This is a genomic window from Mycobacterium sp. 29Ha, assembly GCF_032883055.1.
Lineage (GTDB): Bacteria > Actinomycetota > Actinomycetes > Mycobacteriales > Mycobacteriaceae > Mycobacterium > Mycobacterium gallinarum.
The window spans coordinates 127363-152481 of sequence record NZ_JAMQTI010000010.1; the positions used below are offsets into that span (position 1 = coordinate 127363).

The 25119-nt window shown below is 65.3% G+C and carries 29 protein-coding genes and 6 pseudogenes; 13 read left to right on the forward strand and 22 right to left on the reverse strand.

Features of this window, described 5'->3' with window-relative positions:
* Positions 1 to 239: 239 nt before the first annotated feature.
* The gene (locus tag M1248_RS15115; protein ID WP_317148898.1) at positions 240 to 827 is read right to left on the reverse strand and encodes a hypothetical protein; all 588 of its coding nucleotides are present in this window, start codon (positions 825 to 827) and stop codon (positions 240 to 242) included.
* 403 nt (positions 828 to 1230) lie between these two features.
* Positions 1231 to 1752, reverse strand: a complete 522-nt coding sequence (locus M1248_RS15120; RefSeq protein ID WP_317148899.1) for a DUF6166 domain-containing protein — start codon at positions 1750 to 1752, stop codon at positions 1231 to 1233.
* A gap of 531 nt (positions 1753 to 2283) precedes the next feature.
* On the opposite strand from M1248_RS15120, the gene M1248_RS15125 reads away from it, so the two are divergent.
* Positions 2284 to 2793: a helix-turn-helix domain-containing protein gene (locus M1248_RS15125; protein WP_317148900.1), complete on the forward strand. Its 510-nt coding sequence runs from the start codon at positions 2284 to 2286 to the stop codon at positions 2791 to 2793.
* A gap of 10 nt (positions 2794 to 2803) precedes the next feature.
* Here the strand turns inward: M1248_RS15125 and M1248_RS15130 are convergent, their stop codons facing one another.
* The 12 genes from M1248_RS15130 to M1248_RS15185 all read right to left on the reverse strand — a co-directional run bounded on the left by M1248_RS15130 (position 2804) and on the right by M1248_RS15185 (position 10478).
* Positions 2804 to 3100: a hypothetical protein gene (locus tag M1248_RS15130; RefSeq protein WP_317148901.1), complete on the reverse strand. Its 297-nt coding sequence runs from the start codon at positions 3098 to 3100 to the stop codon at positions 2804 to 2806.
* Between the two features lie 90 nt (positions 3101 to 3190).
* A complete protein-coding gene (locus M1248_RS15135) occupies positions 3191 to 3739 on the reverse strand; it encodes a hypothetical protein (protein WP_317148902.1) in 549 nt (182 codons plus the stop codon).
* A gap of 371 nt (positions 3740 to 4110) precedes the next feature.
* A complete protein-coding gene (locus M1248_RS15140) occupies positions 4111 to 4554 on the reverse strand; it encodes a hypothetical protein (RefSeq protein WP_317148903.1) in 444 nt (147 codons plus the stop codon).
* Entirely contained in the window at positions 4541 to 4765 is a 225-nt protein-coding gene (locus M1248_RS15145) for a hypothetical protein (RefSeq protein WP_317148904.1), read from the reverse strand. The genes M1248_RS15140 and M1248_RS15145 overlap by 14 nt, the downstream gene beginning before the upstream one ends.
* Entirely contained in the window at positions 4762 to 5052 is a 291-nt protein-coding gene (locus M1248_RS15150) for a hypothetical protein (protein ID WP_317148905.1), read from the reverse strand. Before M1248_RS15150 ends, M1248_RS15145 begins: the two co-directional genes overlap by 4 nt.
* A complete protein-coding gene (locus M1248_RS15155; RefSeq protein ID WP_317148906.1) occupies positions 5049 to 5213 on the reverse strand; it encodes a hypothetical protein in 165 nt (54 codons plus the stop codon). The genes M1248_RS15150 and M1248_RS15155 overlap by 4 nt, the downstream gene beginning before the upstream one ends.
* Positions 5210 to 5872 (reverse strand): hypothetical protein, encoded by a 663-nt coding sequence (locus M1248_RS15160; RefSeq protein ID WP_317148907.1) that lies wholly within the window; start codon positions 5870 to 5872, stop codon positions 5210 to 5212. Before M1248_RS15160 ends, M1248_RS15155 begins: the two co-directional genes overlap by 4 nt.
* A complete protein-coding gene (locus M1248_RS15165; RefSeq protein WP_317148908.1) occupies positions 5872 to 6162 on the reverse strand; it encodes a hypothetical protein in 291 nt (96 codons plus the stop codon). Before M1248_RS15165 ends, M1248_RS15160 begins: the two co-directional genes overlap by 1 nt.
* 28 nt (positions 6163 to 6190) lie before the next feature.
* Positions 6191 to 6421 (reverse strand): glutaredoxin-like protein NrdH, encoded by a 231-nt coding sequence (gene nrdH, locus M1248_RS15170; RefSeq protein WP_317148909.1) that lies wholly within the window; start codon positions 6419 to 6421, stop codon positions 6191 to 6193.
* 671 nt (positions 6422 to 7092) lie between these two features.
* Complete coding sequence (locus tag M1248_RS15175) at positions 7093 to 8769, reverse strand: ParB/RepB/Spo0J family partition protein (RefSeq protein WP_317148910.1); 1677 nt, start codon at positions 8767 to 8769, stop codon at positions 7093 to 7095.
* 513 nt (positions 8770 to 9282) lie between these two features.
* Positions 9283 to 10104: a hypothetical protein gene (locus tag M1248_RS15180; RefSeq protein WP_317148911.1), complete on the reverse strand. Its 822-nt coding sequence runs from the start codon at positions 10102 to 10104 to the stop codon at positions 9283 to 9285.
* A gap of 92 nt (positions 10105 to 10196) precedes the next feature.
* On the reverse strand, positions 10197 to 10478 hold the full coding sequence (locus tag M1248_RS15185) for a hypothetical protein (protein ID WP_317148912.1): 282 nt from the start codon (positions 10476 to 10478) through the stop codon (positions 10197 to 10199).
* A gap of 388 nt (positions 10479 to 10866) precedes the next feature.
* Between M1248_RS15185 and M1248_RS15190 the strand changes: the two are divergent.
* Positions 10867 to 11112 (forward strand): annotated as a pseudogene (locus tag M1248_RS15190) (IS3 family transposase); the annotation flags it as partial.
* Positions 11113 to 11471: 359 nt separating this feature from the next.
* Here M1248_RS15190 and M1248_RS15195 read toward each other — a convergent pair.
* The 3 genes and pseudogenes from M1248_RS15195 to M1248_RS15205 form a co-directional block, all read right to left on the reverse strand.
* Positions 11472 to 12047, reverse strand: coding sequence for a carboxymuconolactone decarboxylase family protein (locus tag M1248_RS15195; protein ID WP_317148913.1), 576 nt, complete (start codon positions 12045 to 12047; stop codon positions 11472 to 11474).
* A gap of 37 nt (positions 12048 to 12084) precedes the next feature.
* The gene (locus M1248_RS15200; RefSeq protein WP_317148914.1) at positions 12085 to 13185 is read right to left on the reverse strand and encodes a zinc-binding dehydrogenase; all 1101 of its coding nucleotides are present in this window, start codon (positions 13183 to 13185) and stop codon (positions 12085 to 12087) included.
* Positions 13182 to 14676, reverse strand: a pseudogene (locus tag M1248_RS15205) (acetyl-CoA acetyltransferase). The gene M1248_RS15200 and the pseudogene M1248_RS15205 overlap by 4 nt, the downstream one beginning before the upstream one ends.
* A gap of 46 nt (positions 14677 to 14722) precedes the next feature.
* On the opposite strand from M1248_RS15205, the pseudogene M1248_RS15210 reads away from it, so the two are divergent.
* From M1248_RS15210 to M1248_RS15230, 6 genes and pseudogenes are all read left to right on the forward strand, one after another.
* Positions 14723 to 15264 (forward strand): annotated as a pseudogene (locus M1248_RS15210) (TetR/AcrR family transcriptional regulator); the annotation flags it as partial.
* 79 nt (positions 15265 to 15343) lie between these two features.
* Positions 15344 to 15716, forward strand: a pseudogene (locus M1248_RS15215) (PaaI family thioesterase); the annotation flags it as partial.
* A gap of 1 nt (position 15717) precedes the next feature.
* Positions 15718 to 16332, forward strand: coding sequence for a tyrosine-type recombinase/integrase (locus tag M1248_RS15220; protein WP_317148915.1), 615 nt, complete (start codon positions 15718 to 15720; stop codon positions 16330 to 16332).
* Positions 16333 to 16461: 129 nt separating this feature from the next.
* Positions 16462 to 16743 (forward strand): annotated as a pseudogene (locus M1248_RS15225) (ATP-binding protein); the annotation flags it as partial.
* 77 nt (positions 16744 to 16820) lie between these two features.
* Positions 16821 to 17060, forward strand: a complete 240-nt coding sequence (locus M1248_RS33390) for a hypothetical protein (protein ID WP_410506675.1) — start codon at positions 16821 to 16823, stop codon at positions 17058 to 17060.
* An 88-nt stretch (positions 17061 to 17148) separates the two neighbouring features.
* A pseudogene (locus tag M1248_RS15230) lies at positions 17149 to 17367 on the forward strand (acyl-CoA dehydrogenase); the annotation flags it as partial.
* Between the two features lie 11 nt (positions 17368 to 17378).
* On the opposite strand, the gene M1248_RS15235 reads toward M1248_RS15230, so the two are convergent.
* The 5 genes from M1248_RS15235 to M1248_RS15255 all read right to left on the reverse strand — a co-directional run bounded on the left by M1248_RS15235 (position 17379) and on the right by M1248_RS15255 (position 21066).
* Positions 17379 to 18032: a TetR/AcrR family transcriptional regulator gene (locus M1248_RS15235; protein ID WP_317148916.1), complete on the reverse strand. Its 654-nt coding sequence runs from the start codon at positions 18030 to 18032 to the stop codon at positions 17379 to 17381.
* Between the two features lie 168 nt (positions 18033 to 18200).
* Complete coding sequence (locus M1248_RS15240; RefSeq protein WP_317148917.1) at positions 18201 to 19706, reverse strand: carboxylesterase/lipase family protein; 1506 nt, start codon at positions 19704 to 19706, stop codon at positions 18201 to 18203.
* Positions 19707 to 19879: 173 nt separating this feature from the next.
* The gene (locus tag M1248_RS33395) at positions 19880 to 20242 is read right to left on the reverse strand and encodes a hypothetical protein (protein ID WP_410506671.1); all 363 of its coding nucleotides are present in this window, start codon (positions 20240 to 20242) and stop codon (positions 19880 to 19882) included.
* Positions 20243 to 20613: 371 nt separating this feature from the next.
* Positions 20614 to 20754, reverse strand: a complete 141-nt coding sequence (locus M1248_RS15250; RefSeq protein ID WP_317148919.1) for a hypothetical protein — start codon at positions 20752 to 20754, stop codon at positions 20614 to 20616.
* A gap of 15 nt (positions 20755 to 20769) precedes the next feature.
* Positions 20770 to 21066, reverse strand: coding sequence for a VOC family protein (locus M1248_RS15255; RefSeq protein WP_317148920.1), 297 nt, complete (start codon positions 21064 to 21066; stop codon positions 20770 to 20772).
* A gap of 525 nt (positions 21067 to 21591) precedes the next feature.
* Between M1248_RS15255 and M1248_RS15260 the strand changes: the two genes are divergently transcribed.
* From M1248_RS15260 to M1248_RS15280, 5 genes are read left to right on the forward strand one after another with little or no spacing between them, the layout of a single operon-like run.
* Positions 21592 to 22758 (forward strand): thiolase family protein, encoded by a 1167-nt coding sequence (locus tag M1248_RS15260; RefSeq protein ID WP_317148921.1) that lies wholly within the window; start codon positions 21592 to 21594, stop codon positions 22756 to 22758.
* Positions 22755 to 23192, forward strand: coding sequence for a Zn-ribbon domain-containing OB-fold protein (locus M1248_RS15265; RefSeq protein ID WP_317148922.1), 438 nt, complete (start codon positions 22755 to 22757; stop codon positions 23190 to 23192). Before M1248_RS15260 ends, M1248_RS15265 begins: the two co-directional genes overlap by 4 nt.
* Entirely contained in the window at positions 23189 to 24232 is a 1044-nt protein-coding gene (locus M1248_RS15270; RefSeq protein ID WP_317148923.1) for an LLM class flavin-dependent oxidoreductase, read from the forward strand. Before M1248_RS15265 ends, M1248_RS15270 begins: the two co-directional genes overlap by 4 nt.
* Positions 24225 to 24677: a MaoC family dehydratase N-terminal domain-containing protein gene (locus tag M1248_RS15275; RefSeq protein ID WP_317148924.1), complete on the forward strand. Its 453-nt coding sequence runs from the start codon at positions 24225 to 24227 to the stop codon at positions 24675 to 24677. Before M1248_RS15270 ends, M1248_RS15275 begins: the two co-directional genes overlap by 8 nt.
* The gene (locus M1248_RS15280; protein ID WP_317148925.1) at positions 24674 to 25105 is read left to right on the forward strand and encodes a MaoC/PaaZ C-terminal domain-containing protein; all 432 of its coding nucleotides are present in this window, start codon (positions 24674 to 24676) and stop codon (positions 25103 to 25105) included. The genes M1248_RS15275 and M1248_RS15280 overlap by 4 nt, the downstream gene beginning before the upstream one ends.
* Positions 25106 to 25119: the final 14 nt, after the last annotated feature.

Below are 25119 nucleotides of genomic sequence, written 5' to 3' on the forward strand. Positions count from 1 at the left end.
GTCCCGGTCGGTCACACTTGGTGCCAGCTGACGGCTAAAGATGGTGAGGGGCTACGGATTTGGCCGACCGCAGGGCGGCCATCCCGCGCGTGAGCGCGGCCCCGGGAACTGGAAGGCACCAGCAGCGACTGGCCAGGTTCCGCATACCAGCGCGCGGTACGGCTGGATGCGGGGCTCGACGGCGGAACAGGCGCTAAGGCCGGGACTGTCGTGGCCCCGGCCTCGCGCCCGTCGATGGCCTAGCGGCGGCTGAAGTCGGTGTGCCTCCAGGGGTGGCTGTCGGCCGGCGGCGTGGATGCGGCGCGGCGGCGCCGGCGGACCGCAACGGTGCGCTGTTCAAACGTGTCATCGATGTAGGTGACCGCTGAGACGGCTCCGGCGAACAGCGGATGGTCGGCGTCGAGGTCGTCGGTGCTCAGGTGCCAGATCGGATGCGCGTCTGGACACGGTTGGGCGTGCAGTTGGTAGCAGTGACGACCCACCGCGGTGTAGCAGTCGGCGCAGGTGGTGGCGGTGACGGGCAGCGCCGCCGATGTCGCGGTCCAGAGGAGGTTCCCTGAGCGGAAATGGCGGATGCGCGCGTTGATCGAGGCTGCGAGCTCGGGGGGCGCGGCGGTCGCTTCCGCTGATGCGAGCAGGTCGCCAACGGTGTTGCGGGCCCACAGTTGGGCACTGATGCCCCAGGGCTGGGTGGCAAATCGTGCGGTCACGAAAATGTCGGGCAGGTCCTCGGCGGTGAGGTTGGCCCGGCCGGGCTGGAAGCTGTGCAGGCTGTCGCAGGCGATCGCGCGCAGTCGTGTTGCGAGGTGGTAGGTGTGTTCGGTCATGATCTGTCTCCGTTCAGGGTGGTGATGGGTGCGCCGGTCAGCGCTGGGGTGCGGTCAATCGGCTGAGGGTGGGCGGTCAACCCCGAAGAGCCGCCGCCGCGCGTAGCGGGGTTTTCGGCCCGGGCCCGCTTGGCGCGCAGCGCCTTTGGGCGTTCTTCCGTAGGGCCGAAAAGGTCACCCGGCCCGCGTAGCGCGGTGTCGGCGTGGGTTGACCGGTCGGGCCCCCGGCCGATTAGGCTGCGACCCCTGCTGACGGCTTAAAGGTGAGGGGCTACGGATTTCGGCCACCGCCGGTGGCCCTCCGCGCCCCGAGGGGGCGCGTCCACACAGGCGGACAGATGGGGCCCGGTCACCCCGTGGGAAGGGTGTCCGGGCCCGGCTGGGTGCGCGGTTAGGCGCGGCTCTAGGTGGGGTTGTCCTTCTGGTAGCGCTGGTACCAGGACAGGACCTCGGTACGGGTCAGTGTCCATCCGGCTTCGGGCAGGCCGGCGATCACGTCGAATTTGAAGTGCTGGTAAGCGGCTGGCGGCAGCGCCCACCCGCCCTCGCACGCCAGGCAGGGCATCGGCGGGGAGAACCGCGCGGAGGCGAGCTGTTCGTCAATACGGCGCACGTCGTCTGCCCGTTGGGCGGGCACGTCGCTGTCGGTGGCGGTGTCGTAGACGACGTTGTTGCTCCCGTCGCAGACGGTGCAGCGCGCATCGCTACCGAGGGCGTGGATGAGTAGCGATCGGGCCAGGTCGGCAGGACCCGCGCCGCAGTAACCCCATGTCATTCCGGTCGGGCTGTGCTTGACGATGTGAGGCAGGTGCACGAGGACGCGTAGGGGTTGTGAGGTGCCGCGTTCGACGGTGACGGTGCGCCCGTCGGGGTGGCCGCGGTAGATGACGCCGGTTCCGGTGATGGGGGTGCTGGCTGTGGTCATGATGTTCTCCGTTTGGTTGGCGATGGGTGCGCCGGTTAGCGCTGGCTGTTGGGGGACCGGCCGGGTGGCGGTGTCAACCCCCGCCGGCGGGAATGCTGGAAGCGGATTTTCGGCCGCGAGCGGCAGCGAGCTGGGTAGGGCCGAAAATGCCGCTGGAGCCGCACGGCGCAGCGCAAGTGAGCGAAGCGAACTGGAGCGCAGACGGGCGAGCCCGCCGATCAGCGGGGGTTGACGGCGACGGGTCCCGGTCGGTCATACTTGGCGGCCAGCTGACGGCAAAAAGGTGAGTAGGCACCCAACCCGATGGCCGCCGCGGCGGCCAATCCCACGCGCATTGTCTCAGCGGATGTTGGAACTTCGTGCCAGGTCTGCCGCCTGCCCTGATCGGGAGCCGGCAGCTTTCCAGACGTCGCAAACACTCGCTGCATAACCAAACTTGGGGGAACACCGCGACTTTCAGGTGCACGGATCTACCGGTTTCTGCGGCCAACTGCCGAGAATTGCCGCCTCGCGGGGCACAATGTGTTCACTATGTCCTGGGAGAGGCTCGGCGACGCAGTGCGCGACCGGCGCACCACGCTGGGCATGACGCAAGGTGAGGTGTCCGACAGGGGCGGACCGTCGGTGGAAACTGTGCGCGCTATCGAGAACAACCGCGCAGGCCGGCTCAGCCCACGGATGCGCCGAGCACTCGAGCGGGCGCTGGAGTGGGGGGCAGGAAGCATCGACGCTGTGATCGCAGGCGGGGCCGCGACAGTTGTCCAGACCAAACCCGACACTGCGTCGGCGGTCGATCGATTCGCGCTCGCACGCCAGGTGGTGTCGTTGAAGGCGACGCTCATCAAACACCTCGATGGGATGGCTGACGATACGCGTCGCGCGCTTGTCGGCGAAGTGACCCGATCAGCGCGCGAGGCCGAGGAGTCGATCATCACCGTGATGCCGCGTCTGGATGACAACGAACGCGGGCAGGCCATCGAACTTCTTGTGACGCTGCGAGATCCGATCGAGTCTGCGGAGGAACCGCGACCAACCTCGTGAAGCAGCCCAGCTAGCGGTCGAACGGATTTGGCGATGTGTGCTCGATTGCGTCGAGCAGCTCGGCGGTGGCGCAGTGGTCGGGTACGCCAAGCTCATCGTCACCGGTCTGGATGATCGCGACGAGCTGATCGCCGAGTTGCAGGGTGTAGCGGGGTCGTTCGTCGACGTCGCTGTGGGCGATCATCGTGGCCGCGGCAGCCAGCAGCTGCTCGCGCGCTTGGTCGGTGTTCTCGTCGGCGCCGATGATGGCGCGCAGGCTGTAGCCGCTGCTGTTGGTGCTGGCGATGGTCAATGTCCAGGTCTTCATGGCTGCATGGTCGCCCAGGGCGGGCGTGACCGCGAGGGGCCGCACTGCGGTCTGTGGATAAAGTGCGGCCCCTCGGTGTTGGGCTGTGGATTACCGCTGTGGGCGGTACGCGTCGGCGGTCGGGTCGAACCGGTGCTGTGGTCCGTCAAGACAGACCGCAACTGCGGTTTTGTGGGCCAACCGCAGCACCTCGAGCGCGCTGTGGAAAGCGGCTACGTCAACGATCTGGAAGGTCACCGGCCGCATGTACACCTCGACCCAGTGGACCCATCGGACGATGCCGTGTTTCTCGGTGATCGTGGCCTCGCGCGGCGTGATCGCGTAGGGCGGGCGCCGCGTCCAGTCGACGGCGATGGCCGGACCGTCGTAGGGCTGCTGATCGGGCGGTGCGATGTCGGCCGGCACTCCGGCGAGGGCATGTCGGGCGGCCGAGAAACCCTCGAGTACGCCTTGGGCGGCTTCGGCGTTGAAGAAGCTCATCAGGATGCGGCCCCAGGTCAGGTTGACTCGCGCGATGTCGGTGTGGGCGTGGTGCACATTGATGTCGGCGCTTTGGGCTCCTCGCAGGCGCACGTAGGCCTGCGAGATGGCCCCGGCTGGGACTGCGATGTGTGCCTCGCTGATTGCGATCTTGGACATGGCGTTGTTCTCCGTTTGGTTGGTGATGGGTGCGCCGGTTAGCGCTGGCTGTTGGGGGACCGGCCGGGTGGCGGTGTCAACCCCCGCCGGCGGGAATGCTGGAAGCGGATTTTCGGCCGCGAGCGGCAGCGAGCTGGGTAGGGCCGAAAATGCCGCTGGAGCCGCACGGCGCAGCGCAAGTGAGCGAAGCGAACTGGAGCGCAGACGGGCGAGCCCGTCGGAAGCGGGGGTTGATGCCGACGGGTCCCGGTCGGTCATACTTGGCGGCCAGCTGACGGCAAATGAAGGTGAGCGGGCACCCAACCCGATGGCCGCCCAGGGCGGCCAATCCCGCGCGCCAGCGCGGGGTTTCGTTGCCGGGGCGGCGGTGCTTAGTCTGCGGCGTCGACTCCGAGTGTTGCGACGGCAGAGCTCAGCGCGGCGAAGCGTCCGTAGTCGTGTCCGTCGGCGGTGGTGCGCCCGCCGAGCCAGATCCCGATCACCTGCGCGCCGCCGTCGACGGTGCTGGTCCATACGGGTGCGCCGGAGTCGCCGCCGCGACTGGCGGGCATGCCGGTGGTGAGGTACTGCTGATCGCCGTAGACGGCGGCGATGGTCCCGCATTGGTGGCCGGTGGTGATGCCGGCGCGGCATACGGTCTGGCCGGGGTGGGGCCGCGGCGGGTTCTTGGCGGCGATCGGCCGGTTCCCGATGAATCCCAGCGGCAAGCTGTTGGGGCCGAAGTCGATCAGACCGTAGTCGGCGCCGCCGGAGCGAGGCGGGTCGACGATGCTGGCGATGAAAATGCCTGTGGCGCCGCTGCTATGGTCGCGCACCGGCTTGTCCGTTGGCGCAGTGGCCGGCGGTGATGGCGTAGGTGTGCTCGTTGAGGCCGGTGTAGGTGTAGGCGATGGTGCACATGTTGGGGGTGTCGATGCGGTCGCCGGGGCTGACGGTCATCAGCGCCGCGGCCGCGGGCGCGGGCGGCTGCGCGATGAGGGCGGCGCTGGCAACGACCGCGGCCGCGACGGCCAGGGCAGGTTTCATGTCGCGCCCCCTCTGGTGTCGAGAACCGCGCTGAACGCGTGGTCGGTTTGGTCGGCGCGGTTGTAGCGCCAGTGCACCTCGGTGGGCGGGTCCGGCGGGGTGCGTGTGATGACGCCCAGTCTGGCCAGCGCGCACAGCTGCGGGTAGGCGTAGGCGTGGTGCTCGAAGTTGTTCAGCCCGGCGCGTTCACAGATTTGTTTGGTCGACAGGTCCGCGCTGCCGGCGGCGTCGAGAACCTCAAGCAGACGTCGACGCAGCGCGACGGTGCGCGGAAGCGGGCGGCTCATCGGATGCGGCGTTCGGCGCGGCGCTGGGCGCGGGTGTGTAGCGATTCGATCATTTGGGCGGCGTCGCTGTGGGAGCGGCCGGGCTGGAGGTAGGTGGTGGCGGCCAGGTGGCGGGCGGTGTGGCAGGCGATCGCGGCCTCGAGGTGGTCGGTGCGGGTCATGGGCGCCACCATCCGGGCTTGGCCGCAGATTCGGCGCGGCGCCACAGGTCGGCGAGCTCGTCGCGGATCGCGGCGAACTGTTCGGTGATCAGTTCGCGTTCGGCGCCGCAGCCGGCGAGCTGCTGCATGCGGATTCCGTTGTCGCGGAAGGCGCGTCGGTAGGCCTCGTCGAGGACCTCGCGGGCGTAGTCGCCGGCGGCGGCCGCCGGCGAGAGGACCTGGGTGTAGGCGGCGGCAAGGTAGAGGGCGAGCCGGTGATGCTGGCATGGAGTGGGCGGCTGGTCGGCGCTGGCGGCGTGGCTCCATGCTCGTTGGCGCGCGGCGGCGAGCACGACCACGGGGTTGGGGTCGCGCCCATCATCCACCAGCGCCCGAATGATCTCGTAGGTCCACTGTCGCATCGGCTGCCAGATCGCGGTGTCGGGGACGAGCTCGAGTATCGGGCGGGCCTGCTCGGCGGTCAGCCACATCAGCGCGCCTATGAGCTGGTGTTCCGGTGCCCATTGGTTGAGAACCGTTTGGGCTTGCCAGGTTTCGGGGCGCTCGGCGGCCGGATCCGCGGTGTCGGCGGCTTCGCCGGACAGCCAGTCGGTGTCCTGGTCCGCGTCGGAATCGGGAACCAGTTCCAGCGGTGGGCGCCGCTGGGCAGGGGCGCTCATTACGGGGTCTCCTTATCGATGATGGCGTGCATGACGGCGTAGGCGGCGCGCCCGAACCGGATGCTGTCGTCGATGAAGGTGGCCAGGTCGCGTCCGTCGCGCCCTTCGACGAGTTCGACGTCGTGCACGCCACTGCTGCGCAGCTCGGCGATGCCGTCGCTCGCGCGTTTGAGTGCCTCGAGTCCGGCGGCGAGCTCGTCGAGGACCTGCCCGCGGGCTTGGCTGATCACCTCGGCGTGTTCGTCGTAGCCGTTGGGCTCGTAGCCGGTGGGCAGGGTGTGCAGGGTCATGGCTGTTGGGTCCTTTCGGGTGTGGAAGTTAGGCGGCGAGGTTTTTGAGCTGATCTGGCCTGAATCCGGAGAAATGGTTATCGGGGCCGGCGTACACCACGGGCGCCTGCAGGTATCCGAGCGCCATGACGTATTCGCGGGCTTCGGGATCGGTGGAGATATCAACCTTCCGGTATTTCTTACCCATTTTGTCCAGTGCAAGGAATACCGCTTTGCACTGCGGGCAGGCAGGCTTCGTATAGACGGTGATTTGCGACATTTTCAACCCTCCTCGGAATGGCGCTATTTTTGGCGGTTCTACCGCTAATTTTAATGGTTGGACGGGGCTTATGCTATGGTCATTCGGGATTTTTTCGATTGTTTTTGTTACGAATTCCTATCGCGTTTCTGACGACGTCATTCCAACCCGATAAATCCTCTCGACGGCCGGTATTTCTCCCTTATCGGGAGTCGGCGCTCGGTGCATCGGTGTCCTGTTTGAAACCGTTCAAATGTGGTGCCAGATATTTGTCATGGCGTCCTTTTCAGATTGGGTGTTGCCACCTGTTCTTTTTGCCTTCTGGCAATGCAGTTGTGGGCCGGTATAAGGGCCGTGAAGTGCAAGGTTCGGGCGCGAAGTTTCCCGGTGACCCGCAGGGGAGCGTCTTTCGGGGAAAGTTCGCGAGCCGAAGGCCCGAAGCGTTAGCGCAGGCCGCGGCCTTGCGCGCAACGGACCGCCGGCCACAATCGCTGAACCAGAAAGGCAAATGAGGCAGCGCTGGACCCGAATGGGGCCAGCGTCGTCGAGCAGCGCCGCACAGGCGCTTCCGCATCGTGGAGGGTGTGGCGGACGCCGGCGGCGGCCGCTCCGCTGGACGTGCATGACGGTTGGCCGGTGGCGGGGTGTGGGACCGGCCCCGCGCGCATCCGGTCCCACACCCGTCACCGCTGTTATTCGTCGTCGTCGGATGGTGCCTGCTTGTCCTGGAGGGTGCGGTCATACACGGCGTCGGCGTCTGCCGTGCCGATGATGACCTCTTCCACCGCTGCCAGCGAATACCCAGCTGCGGCAAGGAATTTCAAGTAGTCAGCCGATTTGACGTGCTGGCCCCACGCGGCCGAGTTGCGCCAGGCGTCCTTGGGTGTGCGCGCCTCAAGAGCACCCAGCACAAGTGCGAGGGTGATCACCTGAGCGCGAGGGTCACCGGTTGCGCCCAGGCCTTTGATCAGCTCCCGGATGCCGGTGCTCTTACCCAATCCGAGCAGATCGGCTGCGGTGTCGTCGCCACGGTTTTCCTGCAGGAGGTACTTGTCGCGAGCCAGGCAGTCGGCGACGAACACCGCCGCCCCTTTGGGTGGGGCTTTGCGTGCCAGGAGCTTACGCACGTAGTCGCGGCGCACGGTGGCGGCTGCGTCGCCGAGTTTGTTGAGCGCGATCACCTTGCGGCGTTCCCGCTTGGCCGCCTCAGCGGCTTCGGCTTCGCGCTGTGCCCGTGCTTCGGCGTCCTCACCACCCGCGCCGTTCGTGGCCTCGTCGCGGCCGTGCACCCCCGGGCGGGTGTTGGTCAGGAACGAGTCGAGCTGCAGGCCCGCACCTTCGGCGTCGATGCAGTACCACTCGGCGGCGAACACCGTTGTTTCAAGCACCGTCGAGAAGTGACGCAGGCCTTCCTCGGCCTCGGCGTTGGGATCGTCTTCGGTGGCGAAGTCGATGCAGTCCTCCTCAACCCGCTCGCCGGTAACGCGGTCGACGAACCCCATTTCCTCGTCCAACCACACCGCCCAATGGGCCGGGTCGGTGATCTCGTCCTCGGTGACCGCTTCCCCGTCAGCGGTGCGCAGCCACCGCAGCTCAACGCAACTGGTGTCACGCCAGGCTGGCTGCTCGTCGAGGACCAGGTAGCCCTGCGCCCGGTAGGACTCGGCGGCGTCGTCACGGGCCTTGGCGCTCTGGCGCTGCTGGCGCAGCTGGGCGAGGGTGTGCTCAAACTGCGGGCCACCAGCGGCATCGATGAGCTGCTGCAGCGTGCCCTCGTCCGCGTCCTCGAACTCGGTCAGCGCGGCGGCCTCGACCAAGCTGAGCTGCCCGGCGTCGAGGGCATCCATCGCCACCGCCGAACCGGTCGCTGTGGCAGCGGCTTTGACGGTGTCGCGCGGGACTGCCAGACGCTTGGCGACCTTGGTGACCGACACCCCGGCATCGAGCAGCTGCTGGATGCCTCGGGCGCGCTGGGCGTCGGTGAGGTCGCGGCGCTTGTCGTTTTCAACGATCTGCTGGCCGATGCGATCGGTGAGCTGTGTGCGGTCGTCGGTGGCGGTCGCGGGCCGGATGTACACCGGGATGGTGGCCAGCCCGGCAGCACGCGCGGCCAGGGTGCGCCGCTGCCCTGCGCGGACCCGAACAATCGCGTCGTCACCGCGTTCGGCGACAACCGGGGTCAGCACTCCGTGCTCGCGGATGCTGTCGAGGAACTCCTTGTCCAGGTCGGCCTCGTCACGCACATTGTCCTCCAGCACCAGACTGGTCGGATCCAGGTGCTCCAGGGTGCCGCCCAGCGGAGCGTCCGGACCTTCCTGATGGTCGGTGCCGTATTCGGGGTCGGCCGCCGTGGTGATGGTGTCGGTCATTGCACTACCTTTCGGTGAGGGGCGTTGCCGCCCGTTCTGTTTGCCTTCTGGCACTGGAGATTTGGGCCGGCATTAGGGCCGTGGAGTGCAAGGTCCGGGCGCAAAGTTTTCCTCGCGAGCGCCAGCGAGCGGAAAAGTTTGCGAGCCCTTGGGCCCGAAGCGCAGCGGAGGCCGTGGCCTTGCGCGCAGCGGACCGCCGGCCACAATCGGAGGGCCAGAAGGCAAACAAACCAACGCTGGGCCCGCAGGGCCCGGCGCCAGCAGCGCCGCAGGCGCTTCCATTAGGGCGCGGGCCGCGGCGCGGTCCGCCTAGTGGCACCAACGCTGCAGCGCCCCAGCCGCCGACGTCGGGAACCGGCCTCGCGCGATCGACTACCGGCTCGACGAGGTGGCCAGAACCGCTTACCGCACGGGACGCAAGGATTGTCCGGAAGTGTGGGCGCTATTGACAATTTGGCAACGAGATACGGCGGCGCGGCCGAGCGGAAGGACCAGCGAAGCAGACCGTGTGAATCAGGAGTGCGCAGACCACCAGTCGTAGAGCTCGTCGAGCGGTGGGCCGTCTGCATCGGCCAGAACGTCGCTGACCAGGAGATCGGCATCGGTGGTCCAGCTCACTGCTGGGCGCCCGGCGCGATAGCTGCATACCAGGGTGCCGCTGATGTGCTGGGGCGTGGCGTTGCGTCGCCAGGGACCGGGTGACTGGATGTTTCCCGGACACGTCACGATTGCTGAATTGCGCACGATGTCGTCGAAAACTGGCCGCACCGAGGACTTCTCGGCGACCAGGGTGTAGCTGGCCGCGGGCGGTCCGCCGCGGTCAGTGTTGCGTGTGCAGAGGACTTTGGCAACGGCGTGCGCGGGCGCCGGCGCGGGTGTGCACGCACCGGGGGAGTAGCCGGCTGGTAGCAGACGCTGGAGGCGGGACTGCGCCGCGGTGGGTGCAGGCGTGGGGTCGTCGGAGCGCTGCGCTGGGGCCGCCGCGGGCGCCGGCGACTCAGGCGGACGTAGCAGCAGCCAGGCCGATAACGCGCCCACGGCGACCATAACCGCCGCGGTCACCGCGACCGCACCCCGGGCGCGACCGCCAGCCGCGTTTGGTGTCCGGCTGGCCAGCTCGTTCCACAACGGGCTGGCCACCGGCGCCGCTGCCGTCACCGGCGGCCGCATCGGGTCGTCCTGCCGCTGGGCGCTGTGCCCGGATTGGCCCAGGGTGGCGGCCCACTGGCCGAGCACCGGGAACGGCTCGGTGTCGTATTCATCATCGAGACCGAGGTCGACGGGGAGATCCGCATTGTCGGGCGCCGGCCGGGCCGGACCCTGCGACCCGGCCAACCGGTTGGTTTCGTCACTGTGATGAAATGATAGGTGCGTTGCGTGCTCCGATGGCGACCCGGCGCCGCGACTCCTGGGGTTGTCGTGCACCACTAGGAGAGGCGCAGCAGTTGGTCGCGGGCCGCGGCCAGATCGTCGATGAGCTCCTGGACTGCGGCGAGATCGAGCCCACCGACTACGTCAGCCTCGAGGTGGACGGTGCGTTCCTCGGTCGTCCCGTCGCCGCGCTGGAAGCCGACGATTTCGACTCCGACTCGCGTCCCGCGGCGCGTGCCGCGAAAGAATCGGAACTTCTCTCCGTCGCGGCCCTCCCAGACGTCGAGGGTCTGGGCGTCCGGCGGCGCGGCGATGCCGCTGAGCGGTTGTGCGTCCATGTCGTTGATCGTGCAACAACACCGGTGCGTGATGCCACGCCGACCCGGATATCACCGTGGTACGCCGCCGTACCGATAAGTACGATTATGGTCAACCCGCAGGAGCGGCGCGTACGGCGCATCGGCCTGGGGTTCAATCTTCACGTCGCGGTCGCCGTTGCTGGTCGACTGGAGCCTGGTGGCCGCCATCCCTTGCCGGGCCTAATAACCAGCATCACCAATCGGGCGCGGGCGGTCGGCTGGTCGTGGCACTTGGCGCTGGCGCAGAGTTTATACGTCACTGTGACGGTTCTAACCGGCCCAATCCTACTGTCCACCAACAGCTTCCACGCCGTTTCATGGATAATAGTCATTATCCATGAAATTGCCGCACTAGACTCTGCGCCCGCGGCACTGCCAGGCCTTCTTCGGCTGGTACAACAACGACCATCGCCATACCGGTCTGGGCCTGCACGTTCCCGCTGACGTGCACTACGGCACCGCCGCCATCATCCGCGAGAAACGCGCCGGCGTGCTCGACGCCGCCTACGCCGCCCACCCGGAACGATTCGTGCGAAAGCCGCCCGAGCCACCCAAACTGTCCAGCGGCTCGTGGATCAACAAACCCGACGACACCGAAGAGGCCACTCAGTAAATGCCGCTCAACGGTGCCTCATTCAGGTTGACAAATTCCGCGTGGGCAGCGTTGGGGCCTGCGGCGAACCCGGATCCTTCCGCCGACCGAGGTTGGGCGAAGTGACATGGTCACGCTTCGCACCCGCTTGGTTGAACAATACCGCGAAAGCTCTTCGCCGACCTTCTGCAAAGCAAAGAAGTCTCGAGAGTTGATGCCTGGGCTCGACGTCGATTTGGCGATCTGCCAACTCGTCGGTCCGTTGGTCTTCGCCTGACTCACCGGGTTGCACAGCATGGCTGCCGCAGATTGCGCTCGCATCGTCGACGACCTACTCGAGGCGCAGCGCAGCGCGTCCGCCGCATCAGCATAAGTTCAGCTCAGCTGCGCGTCGGCAAAGTGCCGTCCGGCGGCCACGCCTCAACGCCTTCCTCGAGCGGCACGTCGGTTGACCTCAAAAAAATCGAGAAGAGCCGCCAGTTCGCGATGACCGCGACAAGCTCGACCAGCAGCGAGTAATCGCCGCCGAACGCGTCGACGCACGCCGACCAATGCGAATCCGAGATAGCTCCATCGCGCAACACGTCATCAGTCGCCGCTAGGATTGCTTTTTCAACAGAGCCGAATAGGTCGGATGTCTCCCACTCCCGCACAGCAATGATGTCGTTCTCCGGCACGCCAAGCAGCCTCGCGACGCGCCAGTGCTGGGTCCACTCGTAGGCAGAGCCTGTCGCCCATCCGATTCGCATGATGATGAGCTCCCGCAGACGAGCGTCGAGTGAGCCGTTGAATAGCAATGCCTCCAACATTCGGTGCAATGCGACGGCGACTTCAGGCTGGTGAAGCGCGACGCGGAACACCGATAGCTCGGTCATGGCTTCGGGCAGCCCACAATCGACCCCTCGTTGGCTTGCCACGTCGACGTCTAGCAAGGGCACGCGTTGGTTCATCTTCACGGTGCGGACTCCTTCATCGCGAATTACATTGCGTCGGTTAGACAGTCGGCACGAACACGTTGTGCAGTGCCGGATGGGCATGAGGAGAGTCGCCTGCCAACGAGCCGAGCAGCGCTGGGAGCGCATCGAATCCTACGACGTCTCGGGAGATTCGATCGAACGGCCACCGTCTCGACACCAGCAGCTCGATCGCACTGCGATACGCGGGGTAGTCCACTCCGAGAGATCCCAACACCCGCAATTCCCTGTATACGAGCAGATCGGGTTCGAATCCAGGCGCTCCCCCGCCACCCCGTGTACCCGCGACCACCACCGTCCCGCCTGGACGAGCTAGTGCGACAGCGTCCGCGAAAGCGTTGGGCGCCTTGGCGGTAACGTCGACGACGACGTCGGCGAGCTGCCCCCCGGTCGCGGCTTGCAACGCCGAGACGGCGTCTTGCCGGGATACATCGATTGCGAGGTCCACACCAAACGACTCGGCTGACGCCAAACGGTTCGCATCGCGCGGGCCAACGCCGGTCATCGCGACGAACCCTGCTCCGGCCTCCTTGGCTGCGACTGCTGCGCAGATTCCGCGGATGCCCGGGCCGAGAATCGCGACCACGTCTCCTGCCGCGGTTCCGGGCAATGTCGCGCCCCACTTGATGCCGGCACCGAGTGGGTTGAACAACGTGGCCATCACGGGATCGAGGTCGCCGGGAATGGGCAACAGCATTGCGTCGAAGGGAAGTTCCACGTGCGTGGCGTAACCGCCCCACAATCCCGAACCGATCGCAATGTCGACAAAACCGAACATCGTGGCGAGTCCGTTCTTGACACAGCGCCGGTACTCTCCTCCCCGGCACGCACTGCATTCGCGACAGGAGCGAAACACCTCGACTGCTACACGTTGCCCATTCTGCACCCCCCAGCGCATGGCGGCCGCCGGCGTGATGCTCTCGATCGTGCCCACGATTTCGTGGCCTGGCACAAAGGCGAATCCGGCGGGCAAGTGCCCGCTGAACTGCTCATGATCGGTACCGCATAGTCCACACGCATCGACTCGAAGGACAGCGGTGTCGTCGCTGACGTCGGGTACGGTCATCCGGCGACGCTCGAGCGTTCGCGGCCGTGTGAGGACCAACGCATCGGCATTCATGCGGGCTCGAAAGTCGTCGCGGGTCCGGATTGCCGAAGCGATACTTTGCGGCCGACAAACATTTCGGTGCACATCGCCGCCGCAACATCAGGGTCATCACTGCGTGCTGCGACACGACGGCCATCGGCGAGGTGAGCGATGACCGGTGTCCACGCAGGGTCACCGGATCTGGCGTAGACAACGGTGTAGGCGTCGATCGTTGCTGCTCCGTTCGCTTCCTCTCCTGTGACCACAGGTAGCTGCGAAGCGTCGATTTCAGCCTGATCTTCAGCGGTGCTCAACGCGTGCCAGCCCGTCGGCGGAGGCGTCGCTGACCAAAGTCCGATCGAGTATTTAGTCATGAACCAGCCGAGCCCGCTGATCAATCCAAGTCCCCGCGGTTGGTGTCGGCACCGCCGAACCATCTCCACGATGGAGTGGGTGACGTAATTGTTTCCCGGACCCCCGTGGTAGGGCAGCCCCCCGGGTAACAGTGAAACCGCGCGCGTCCGCTGGGTCCAAATCGAGTTCGTCGATCGCGATCTGCACTGCGGATGGGAAACAGGAATAGAGGTCCAACCACGTGAGGTCGTCGACTGCTACCCCACTTCTGGCAAGGACGTGGCGAGCTGCGGCGCGTATCCCCGGTGAGCGGCTGAGGTCAGGTCTCTGCACCGGGTAGAACACGTCGTTGCAACTGGCCGCCGCCCACGGGAATACCCACCGATCACGAGGCACGCCGAGCTTGTCGGCGACTTCTGCTGCAACCATGAGGAAGGCGGCACCCATATCGACGGTGATGATGCTGTTGAGCAGCTTGGGATAAGGTTCACAGACCATGCGGTTGTTCGGCCTCACGTCACTGAGTTCGGATGCTGTGCGGGCCTGCGCGAACCACGCTTGCTCAGGGTGGCGTGCAGCTTCCTGAGTGAAAGGCGCCATCAGCGCACCAAGCCAGTCACGCTGGGTGCTGAAGTCTCGCCCATGACGTGCTGCGATCGCTGACTCGAACATCGGATACACCTCATGGGGCCATCTGAGTCCCGCCGACGTCTCGACGTCGCTCAACCCCGGGCGGGCGTCTCCCAAGGCTTCGTCCCGCGCCTCACACGGCGACGGTGCAGCGATTGCTTTCCTGCCGTTGACGTTCCGCGCGGAATGACCACTCTCGGCACCCACTACCAGCACGCAGTCCGCTCTGCCCACAGCAATCTCAGCGCCCAGCACTTCGACGAGATACTGCGGGGTGTTACCTCCGACCGGGCAGCTGATGCGGCGTCGCGGCTTGATACCGATGGCTTCGGCAACCCTCGTGGCCGGATTGTCGCGCGGGATCATCAGAATGCCGGGCGTAGCTAGAACATCGATACGATCCAAGACCGGGCGCCCAACATCGGCCGCAGCACGCATCGCCGCCTCCACAGCGAGATCGATCGGATCGGTGATGGCATGGCCGCGATGGGTAATCTCGCCGACCCCGCAAATCACCGGGTTGCGAGGGTCTATCGACATCGCCCGCCGCTCTCAGCCCGGTGCGATCAGATGAGACATGATGGTCATAGTGTCACGGCTCCTCTCTGCCCACAATATGCCTTCGGTCGGTCACACTGATTGCGTGCCGGACAAATCGACACGATGGGGCGCATCTGCGCCCGCAGATCGAGACACAGCCCGCGATCGGCTACTCGATGCAGCCGAACGATGTCCCGAGGCCCGAGGTGTCGCTGACATCACCATGGAGGAAATCGGCAGAACGGCGGGCGTCTCGCGAGCCACCGTCTACCGCTACTTCCCCAGCAGGGAAGCAGTCGTGTGCGGTGTCATCATCCGCGCCGCCGAACAGTACCTACTTCAGATGAAGCCGCGAATCGCCGCGCGCGGCGATTTAGGCTCCGCGCTCATGATTTCGTGGACCACACCGTGCGGGCCGCACGACGAGAGCCGATCATCGGACTGCTCTCCGGCAGCGACCGTGAGCTCGAGTGGATTCTGCGCACCACTCTCAGCCTGCTCACCGTCCGGGGGCCGCGAGAGCGTAGCCGCGAGGGTCTATGGACGTATCTCAGCCGGTTGCTGCTGCCGGCCATGATCGTGACGGACTCTCCGATATCTGATGTGACGCTGCAGGCGTGGTGTCTCAACCACGTCGCATCAGAAACGAGGTCGCCGAGTTATGCCCGTGAAGTTCACCGAGTTCGACGAAACAAATCGCCGCGCAATTGCAAAGCGCCGCGACCTCGGCCGGGGGTCTTGCCGGTTATCTCGGTTTTCGACACACCGAGTTCGTAGCCGGACGGCTGACCGCACAGATGGATACACGCGAGGATTTAAAAGCGCCGTTCGGTTTCCTCCACGGGGATGCTTGTCGGCAATGGTCGATCACTGCCTTGGAGTTGTCTTCTATCCGGTGACCGGCGGGGTGTTGGGTCGCGACAACCGAGTTCAAATTGAATCTCCTGCGACCGGTAGCGACCGGGACCTGCGTGGCGGTCTCCGAGATCATCTCTCTTGGCAGAACAGGTGGCGTGGCAAGAATCGACATCACCAACGACGATGACCCAGCTCGCGCCTACCCTGCAGCTGTTCTTCGGCGAGCGGCTGGTCAAACAGCGTCAAGCCAGCCCCGCCACGATCGTGTACTATCGCAACACGTTTCGGCTGCTGCTGAAGTTTGTGCAGGACCGCACCGGCACGGCACCCTCGGCGCTGGACTGGGCCGACCTTGATGTCGCGGTGATCTCGGCGTTCCTCACCCCCGCCACCATTGCGATCCTGCCGGTTTGGTTGAAGGAACGAAACGGACTGCACGACGAACCCGGATTTCCCACTCGGACCGGGCGCCGCCCCAGCGACGACGCCGTGGAAGCACGGCTCGTGACCCACAAATCCGTTGCCCAGCAACAATATCCATCACCTGCCGGTAAGAAGCTCACCCCACACACGCTGCGGCACACCTGCGCGATGACGCTGCTGCGTAGCGGAGTAGACGTGGCGGTCATCGCCCTCTGGCTTGGCCACGCCGACAGCCGCTCCACCGCTGCCTACCTGCACGCCGGCATGACCATCAAGGAACGCGCCCTCGCCCGCACCGCAGCACCCACCGGCAAACCCGGGCGCTACCGCTACCGACACCCGGACAACCTGCTCGCCTTCCTCGAAACCCTGTGAAGTATCCCGACATCACGCCTCCGATCACCGCGAGAAGACCTGCCTCACAACCGAATACTCACAGCGCCAAGCCTTGGTCGGGATAATTGCGGGGTCGGGATAAGTCGAGTAATCCCGATGTCGGGATTAGTCGATGACTTCGCAATGCTCGAACACACCGCCATGCACGCCGACGATCTCTACGAGCTGACCTCCGACCGCGCCGTGAATGAACGGCAAGCCGCTCATTCTGACGTCTAACCGGTCGCCCAAGACTGGTACAACCTGTTCCCCAACCCCGTCGTCGCCGAGTCGCTGCTCGACCGACTGATCAACACCAGCCATCAGATCCTGATGGACGGCCCCAGCTACAGACCCCGAAAACGACCCGGCGTTACCGCGCCCGTAGACAACGCCAAGCCCTCCCGGTAGACCTACACCGAGGCCCACCGATGGCGGAATTACGCGACGGGAACCCCGGCGGAATTACATGACGGTCGACACGGAGGCTGCAAGCGCAGGGCGGCCAGACGATCGCCGAGGCTTTGGATTCCGAAGCGGCTTTCCGGGCAGGGCAGGTCGCGATGACCGCTTCGCGGCTATGGACAGATCTTGCGGCCGTCGCTTACGACTCCGCTGTGGACCCCCGCCAGCGGGCGCGTGACGCTGCGCTAACGGCAGCGAGGCTGCCTGAGGCCGAAGACCAATTAATGAGAGCACTTCGCGATGCGGCCGACGAACTACGTTGAGGTCGACATCATTACGGTACTGATGTCCAAATGTTGGCGAAAATGGATTCTGCGGGGCAAACATTGCCGAGGACCACGGTGGCGGCGCTTAGCGCATGCAAAGATTCAGGTCGAGCTTGCAGCCTGATGACGCAGCGAGCAGCGGCCTTGCATGATGAAGGCGATTGCGGTGTGGGTGAGGGTGCGAACATGGCAATTAGGCGTCTGCCGAGTACGGATTGGCGACTGTCGCGAGCCCGCGCGGCTACTACGAACGGCACCGGTTAGCTATGAAGTGATCCTCAACTACGTTGCTCAGCACAGCCTTTCGCAAAAACGTCAGCGTTTTGGCATGTCCGTATCGGGGTCCCTCTGCGTCGACGCAATTCCCTCCGGGCAGAATCGTTGCACACCGAGAACAGAGTGACCCATCCGAGCAAGCAACGTAGGGACGCGGTCAGGGGCCATCCCGGTGTCGCGGTACTGCAAAATCGACTGAACCGCGCCAATGGCGCCATGAACGGTAGCCCTGAGTTCAGTCTCATCGAGTTCGGGCCGCAGCTCGCCTAAGACGTGCACCCATTCGTCGAGGTACAGGCGTTGCTTACGGCGCAACCGGCTGCGTTGGCTTTCGGCCAGGTTGTGGACTTCCCGGTAGTACACAATAGCCAGTTCGCGCTGCTCGATCACCAAGCTCACATGATCAGCAACCAGCTGGGTCAGCGCCAGATTGTCGTCGTGGCTTTGCTCCACGATCGCCGATGCGCGCACAAGCAAGGTGTCGATAACTTGCTCAAACAACGCAGCCAGCAAATCTGCTTTGCTGTTGAAATGCCTGTAGATCGCGGGCCCAACCACGCCGGCTGACACCCCGATATCCGTCATCGATACAGCGTGGTATCCACGGTCGGCGATCAGTTCCGCCGCCGCAGCAAGAATCCTCAGACGACGTTCGTCTCCCCGACTACGGCGAGCGGTGACTGTCTGAGCCACGGCTAACCGTCCTTTCACGTTCTTCAGGTCCCGTGCTCGGTGGAGAACTCCGGGAGGTGCAATCGCTACCAAAACGTTAACACCCATTAAGGACGCTATTGGGGAGGTGCCTCGCGCGACGGGAATGCGAAGTTACGTCACCGCGAACTCATTGAGTCGACAGTCCATTCAGGGGATTCCCCGAACACCCTGCCACGCTTTACGTCGGGAAGCCTCTGGATCGTGCGCCACATAGGATGTCTCGTCGATGATCATCACCGCTCGTTCGGCGCAGACATAGCGTGGCCAATCCTCCCCTGGCGTACCGGTTCGGGCGAATGCGTTCCACCGGCGTTGCACGTCGTGGGTCACGCGCTCGGCAGAACGCTTGTCGCCAACTGCGCTTATCAACCGACCCAGCCGTGTCTGGTAGCCGCCGAACACTGCCAACAGCTCAGTTGCATGGGTAGCGCCCAACCCGAGCCAACGGAGAGTGCGCGGCGCATAGTCATATCGGTAGACGTAAGTAGGAGCATATGCGCTGCGCGCGTCGGCGATCTGCCACACCAACGATCCGAACGTGAAGTCTCCCCCGATCTGATGGCAAGCAGCGACCGCGGGATACGTAGGGTACGCGGCTGTGATTCGTGCACGATCATAGGGAGTAGCATTCGCGAGAAGATGCTCGATCGCCGGTTCGTTGGTTGGCAGGAGCTTGAGAACACGCGTAAACAACTTGGCTTCTTCGGCATTGGTACCGATCAGAAGAGGCACCCGATGCGCTCTACCTGATTGCAGCGATTCCAACGGATCCAGCGGTAGGTAGGCGGTCCCGTACGTTGGACCCACAGGATACGCACCGGGTTTCTCACGGCTCTCTCGCTTGAGCAATTGGTCGAACGCTTTCACCAGTTCGCTTGTCGATGCCTTCATCACCGCGGCGGCAGCATCCTGCCGCGGGACGCCGAGTATCGCCGCGAATTTTTCAGCATGCTCTTGAGCTTGTTCGGGTGAGCTCGCCAGACCTCCCGCAGGGCTTTCCGAGATAGCCCGATGAAAGAGACCTTTGGCAGCGGGGAGCGCCAGCAACGTCGTTACGGCGTGAGCTCCAGCGCTTTCGCCGAAAATTGTCACATTGTCGGGATCCCCGCCGAAACGCGCGATATTGCTATGTACCCATTGCAACGCCATGACCAGGTCGCGCAGATAGATGTTGTCGTCGATGCGGCTTTCGTCGGTTGATAACGAGGAGAGATCTGCCGCTCCCAAAGCGCCCAATCTGTAATTCACCGAGACGAACACACACCCTCTGCGAGCGAGCGATGCACCATCGAACAGTGGTGTCGCCGAGCTGCCGAAGAAATATCCGCCACCGTGAATGAACACCATAACGGGTAAAGAACTCTTTGTTTCCCCCTCCGCGGCAACCACATTCAGCGTCAGGCAATCTTCGCTCATAGGCTGGAACTTGCCCACGCCTACCGCTGTGTACCAGTGCGACTGCGGAGCGCAGTACCTAAAATCGTGGCATTTCAAGACTCCGTCCCACGGCCTGACCGGCTGAGGAGCCTTCAGACGCAGCCTGCCGACTGGCGGTTGGGCGTAGGGGATAGACCGCCACCTGGTCACCCCGTCGCGCGACGTGCCCTCGACCAAGCCTGACCTTACCGCCGTGCAAACGGCGCTGGAGTGCATGCGTCAAGTATAGCTAATGATGATTCACATTATTAGGCGGCCAAGACTGAGGCAGGCAGGATGCAGAGCGGAGGATTCTCCTGCGCTCTCTGCACGGCCGCCAAGTCCCCGTAACCAGGAGCACCACGCCCAGTCCGCCAGCCGCCGCCAACGCGTACGGCACGAACACAGCCCTACTCATCTACCAGGTCCTGCTCAGCTGCTATCACCGAGCCCATCTGCAACTGCGGCCAGCCGTGCGTCATCTGCCAGAACAAGCTCGGCAACGCGCTCATCGTGAAGACCACAGCCCCAAGCCACAGCACCGGCCTGGGCAGCATCTCCCGCGGGCCGAAGACCAGGATGCTCACGCCCGCGCAAATCCAGAAGAACGGGATCTGCCATTTCACCTGGAAATCCAGCGCGCTGACCACCGCGGCGAACATCAGGAGCCGATCTGCCCGTGTACGCACCGAGCGAACCACCAACCACGTGACGACTGTCCATGAAACGGTGTCGAACGTGTTGGTCGACAGCAGGGCACCTTGCGCCAACAACAGCGGCGAAGTCGCATAACCGCCCGCCGCCGAACTCCCTGGCGATCAGCCCGGCAACCAGGATCGCGCAGACAGTCACCAGTGCCGCCTGAAGGCGCAGCACGAACAACGATTCCGGCGCGATAAGGTCCATCGTGTGCGCGATCACCGGAAGCAATGGCCCCATGATCGGCGTAGCCGACACCAGCCGTTCCCCTGCCGCCATGAAGTACAGCTCATGACCGAAATAGCCGTAGCGACCCAGCGAACACAGAAGCGCCACCAGGGCGAAGGCGGCGATCACCGCCAACATGATCCACGCAGGCGCGGGCACCCTCGGTGCCGGACGGGCGACCGTGCGCTCCCGCGGCGGTGTTTGGCGTCATGACACCCTAGTTGATATCGGCGTCTCGGTCGCTGCCTTCAATGGTGGGTGCGAGGAGGGGGTGCACGTGCTCGGCTTCGGTGCCGCCGCTGCCGTACGAACGGGTGAGGATTTCAAGCCTGTGCCCGTCGGGGTCGTCGAAATACACGCCCCTCCCGTCGTCTCAGTGATTGATCGAATTCGGATCGTCGTGCATCGGGTCAGACCAGTAGGGCTGACCGCCGTCCCTGACGCGAGAGAAGGCCTCGTCGAACTTCTTCTCCGTCACGAGGAAGGCGTAGTGCTGCCTGTCGAAGTCACCGCTGACGTCTACGAAGTCCCGCGTGGTGTCGGCGCCCACTTTGACGACCGCGAAATGTTCCAACTTCACCGCGGGCTGCAACCCGAGTACGTGGCAGTAGTAGCGCGCGCTCGCCTCGCTGTCGGTCGCAGAAGCGATGTGATGGTTCACAACCGCCATGGGAGTTGCCTTTCCCGTAGCGAGGCCTGCTAAACGCCGTCATACCCTGGGTGTCAGACGCTCGCGGCTCGGCCGGCTGTTGGGCGCACGCTGGACCGCATCTGCGGATTCCGCTGCGATGTCCCGCCTGACCGTTCGCGCGGTGCCCGGCCGGATGTCGATTGTACAGACGCGCCATGTCCTGCGGGATCGCTCGTTCGACAAGAACTTCCGCAGTCACGCGCAGTTTGGCCCTACCCGGATCCAGTCGGTGCCCGCCCACGCGCGGCACCGGCGAAATGAAGTCGATGTGAAAGCCGGCTGACCGCTGGATCCGGCCCACCCGGTTTCAGAAAACAAAGTGACCGGGCGTGGCCTGAGTCGTCATGACGTCCTTTCGTTAAGGGGCACAACGAGTTCTGCAACAAGTTCACCGTTGAGGATGCGGGAAGCAGGCCGAGATTTACCAGGACGAGTTGAGAACGCTATGCTAATCGAGGTTCACTTTGGGACCGGCGCTGAACGCGTGGGTCGATAGGAGCGCGGATGCCACACGACCAGCCGGCCATAATCGGTGCCGCCGAACTCACTCCGGGTAGGAAAGCCCCGTACACCTCCACCGAAATGCACGTACGCGCCGCGGTGGCGGCACTCGCCGATGCAGGGGTGGCCCTAGACGAGGTCGACGGCCTCGTGTGCGCCGGACCGATGACGAACGAGGGCTCGATCTTCCTGTCCGAGGACCTGATGGACTACCTCGGTCTGCACAATTTGAACCTTCAGATGACCTGTCAACTCGGTGGCGGGACCCATCTGGCCATGACGCGAATGGCGAGCAACGTCATCGCGCGGGGCGAGGCCGAAACGGTGCTGGTCGTGTCGGCGGGCAAGTTTCCGCCGATCCGCGACGGCGGACGCGAACTGATGTCGCTCGTGTGTGACCACGCGTTCGAAATGCCCTACGGACCGTCCGTTCCAGCGCTCTACGGCTTGATCGCGCAGGCGTGGATGCACGAAACGGGCCAGGGCAAAGCCGACATCGCCGAGGTCACCGTGTCGCAGGACCGTTGGGCTGCGTTGAACCCCGCGGCGATCGCACACGGCGCTCAACGCCTCAGCGTCGAAGATGTGCTGTCGTCCCGCCCGATCGCTGGGCCGTTCCACTTCTACCACTGTTCGATTCCCTGCGAGGGTGGCGGCGCGCTCGTGCTGGGCTCTGCCCGCAGAGCCCGCGAGGGCAAGCACCGGCCAGTGCATTTGCTGGGCTTTGGAGAGGGCCACACCCACGGCTTCCTAACCTCGTTGTCCCGGCCGGGTCGTTCCGGGGCGGCGCGGTCGGGTCCGATGGCCTTCGAGCGCTCCGGAAGGGCGCCGGCCGACGTCGATGTCGCCCTGCTCTACGACGCCTTCGCCTCCAACCCAGCGATGATCCTCGAGGAAGCGGGCTTCGTAAAGCCCGGCGGTGCTGGCGATTTCTATCGTGACGGCCGCGCGGATCCCGGCGGCGACCTTCCGGTGAATACCGACGGCGGCCTGATCCGGTTCGGCCACACCGGGACCTCCTCCGGTATCTCGCAGATCCTCGAGGGTTACTGGCAGTTATCCGGTCGTGCCGAGGGTCGCCAGGTGCCCGCGGCGGACACCGCGTTCGTCCACAGCTACGGCTCGATGTTGTGTAGTCACGTCAGCATGATGATGGAGGGGGCGTCATGACCGCAGTTTCGGGTTCCCTCGACGGTCTGTACGATCCCGAGGCGCTGCCGCCGCTGACCGACGTCAACCGTCCATACTTCGCCGCTGCGGCCGGCGGCGAACTCGTCTTCCAGCGGTGCGCGAACGGCCACCCGTTCCTCTACCCGCGGCTGGTATGTCCCGTCTGCCATGACGCCGAGCTGGCCTGGGAGACCGCGGCGGGCACGGGAGAAATCCTCAGTTTCGCGCCGGTGTACCGCCCTCCGTGGGATTCGTTTCCACGCAGCGAGCCGTACGTCGTCGTGCTCGTCCGGCTCGACGAGGGGCCGCAATTGTTGGCCAGCCTGGAGGACGTGGCACCCGACGACGTCGTCACCGGCGCGCGAGTGCGCGCAGTGTTCGAGCGTGTGAACGAGGACCTCGGGCTGGTCCGATTCGGGCCGGCGGCGTCGTGAGCACGTACGGCGTCTCCGTGCTCGGCGCGGACTTGGCCACCCTCGTCGAGACGGCCGAGGCCGCCGACCGCGCAGGATTCGAGGCCGCCTGGGCATCCGAGTTCTACTCGCGCTCCGGCTCGATCTCGATGGCCGCGATGGCCGCGCGAACACGGCACTGCCGCCTGGGATCGTCGATCCTGTACGGCGTCGGGCGCAGTCCACTCGTGCTGGCCACCGAGGCGCGCGACCTAGACGAGCTTTCAGGCGGGCGCGTCGTCCTCGGCCTCGGCAACGGCACACGCCGCATGATGAGCGACTGGCACGGTATCGGGGACACCTCGTCACCCGCTCTGCGCATGGAGGAACTGGTTCCGCTGGTCCGACGGATCTGGAACCTGCACGAGGGCCCTGTGAGCCACGAGGGGCGCTTCTACCGGCTGAACCTTGTTCCCACGGGCGACGTCGCGCCGCCGAAGCGAGCGATCCCGATCATCACCGCCGGAGTGCGTCCGCGGATGTGCGAGGTGGCTGGGCGCGTCGCCGACGGCTTGGCCGGTCATCCGCTGTTCACCACGGCCTACGTCGAGGAGGTCGCCCGCCCCGCGGTCGTCCGCGGCGCGGAACGGGCCGGACGCGATCCCGCCGACGTGGAGATCGTCTCCATGGTCATCTGCTCGGTGCACGACAACCCGCAGATCGCACGTCGCGAGGCCGCGCAGCAGATCGCCTTCTACTCCTCGGTGAAGACGTACGAGCACGTGCTCGATGTGAGCGGCTTCGCCAGACAAGGGGCGGCGATTCGCGAGGCGTTCGCGCGGCGCGACCTACCCGCCATGTTCGCAGCCGTCACCGACGACATGATCGACGCGATGGCCGTGGCGGGTACCGCCGCCGAGGTTCGCGACGGGTTGCGCCGGTACGAGGGCGTGTTGGACCACATCGTTCTGTACTCACCCTCGATCGGGCTCGCACCCGAACGCATCGCCGAGAACCTCGGCAGCCTCATCCGCGAATGCGCGCCGGCTCTCGCCGGCGGGAAAGGCGAACACAATGGCTGACCCCTCTCTCGTAGGGACGCACCTGGGCACCACCACGTTCCCCATCGACCGTTCCAAAGTGCGCGAGTTCGCGCTTTCCCTCGACGACCACGACCCGGTGTACCAGGACGCCGCAGCCGCACGGGCCGCTGGCTTCGCCGCGATCCCCGCTCCCCCTACCTTCGTCGTCTCCTCGGCGCACTGGCGTGACGACGACATGTTCGGCGCCCTCGGCCTCGACCTGCGACGCGTACTCCACGGCGAGTGCGGCTGGGAGTACTTCACACCGGTACTCGTCGGCGACGAACTCACCGAGACGCGCCGAGTCTCCAACGTGACCCGTCGGAAAGGTAAGCGCGGCGGCACCATGACGATGGTCACGATCGAGACCGACTTCACCAACCAGCGCGACGAACTCGTCGTACGCCAGACCGACGTCCTGATCGAGACGGGAGGTGCCGAATGACGACGTCCGTGCCCTCCACACCGGTGGCGTTGGCCGACGGCGACGAGATGCCGACCTCACGATTCGGTCCGCTGACTCGCTCACACATCGTCCGCTACGCCGGCGCCGGCGGCGACTTCAACCCGATCCACCACGACGAGGAGTTCGCCCGCGCAGCCGGCATGCCCGGAGTGTTCGGCATGGGACTGCTGCACGGCGGCATGCTGGCGCAGCGGCTGACCGGCTGGGTGGGACTGGCCAACATCCGATCGTTCCGAATCCGTTTCACCGGCCAGGTGTGGCCCGGCGACGTACTCAACTTCGCCGGCAGGGTCACCGGCGTGCGTGAGGCCGGAGGGCAGCAGGTGGCGGACCTCGAACTCGTGGTCACGCGCCAGACCGGCGAACCCGCGATAAGGGCGAGCGCCGTCGTACAGGTGGCCCCGTGAGCGCGCCGACGAGC